Below are 1,022 nucleotides of genomic sequence, written 5' to 3' on the forward strand. Positions count from 1 at the left end.
TCCATCGCCTTTGTGGCAACGTGGCCACCGCTTAACTCATGGAGCGGCTGCTGAAAGGTGATGAAGTCGCCAATGCTCACCGCGTCACGCGTGACGGCAGCTGAGGTGCCACTATTTCTGCAACGTTATCTGCATCGACTTGGGCTGTTTGTAATGAGGGATGGGCAATAGTAGCGGCAATGTGATCGCATTTTTATTTAGTCCGATTTGCTAGGAGAATCTCCAAGAAAACATCTTGCAACTGGGCGCATTTTTGAGTAACAACATTACCCACTCCACCTGCACCAATAATAATAACTTTGGCCATAACTGCACTATTGTTAGTTAATATAGATATTTATTTTTTAATTCTCAACACTGATCAATAATAACAGATATCGACTTGGGAGCATGTCACTTATGCAGAACATTTGTACGCTTATCTGGGTAATGGGTAATAGGTAATGGGTAATAGGTAATGGGTAATAGGTAATAGGGGGAGCATGTCACTTATGCAGAATATTTGTACATTATCTATAGCCCCCTCATGGGTTTAAGCTTGCTCTCATGGTACATAGTACAAATGTTCGGCAACTTTGACCTGCTCCCTATCGACTTCTCTTCAAGCATGAACAATATTTTAGGCAATCGCGACAACAGTTTTAAACTTAAGATATTAGCAGCGAGATCCTAAATTTAGGAACGAATAGGTAAATGTAATAATTCTCATTTTTCTAAAGATAAATAGCGAAAAATTCAACTGCATACACGAAAAGCGACGGAAAAGCCAACTCTTTTAATAGGTTATAAAAATATAACTTTGTTTGTTAAATTCTTCTATAATTAGCTCTTTAAATCTCCTTGAGATATAAACTTTTAAAGAGCTTAAAGTTTTCTCGCCCAATAAAATAACTCCAAGGGAGATAAGTAGTCGGACAAAAGTTTTGGTATCTGTGTAATTTTTTGTAAACACACCAGAAACCTAAGCAGCACAGTAATTCTCTCTATTTTTACATTTGTTAACATAGAGCTGTTTATATATA

General features: G+C 37.6%; 1 protein-coding gene. It reads right to left on the bottom strand.

What is annotated here, in order from left to right; genetic code table 11:
- Positions 1–193 precede the first annotated feature (193 nt).
- The gene (locus F6K53_RS45365) at positions 194–307 is read right to left on the bottom strand and encodes a saccharopine dehydrogenase NADP-binding domain-containing protein (protein ID WP_293087781.1); all 114 of its coding nucleotides are present in this window, start codon (positions 305–307) and stop codon (positions 194–196) included.
- Between the last annotated feature and the right edge of the window lie 715 nt (positions 308–1,022).

It is taken from the genome of Moorena sp. SIO4A1 (assembly GCF_010672065.1).
In the GTDB taxonomy this organism is placed as follows: domain Bacteria; phylum Cyanobacteriota; class Cyanobacteriia; order Cyanobacteriales; family Coleofasciculaceae; genus Moorena.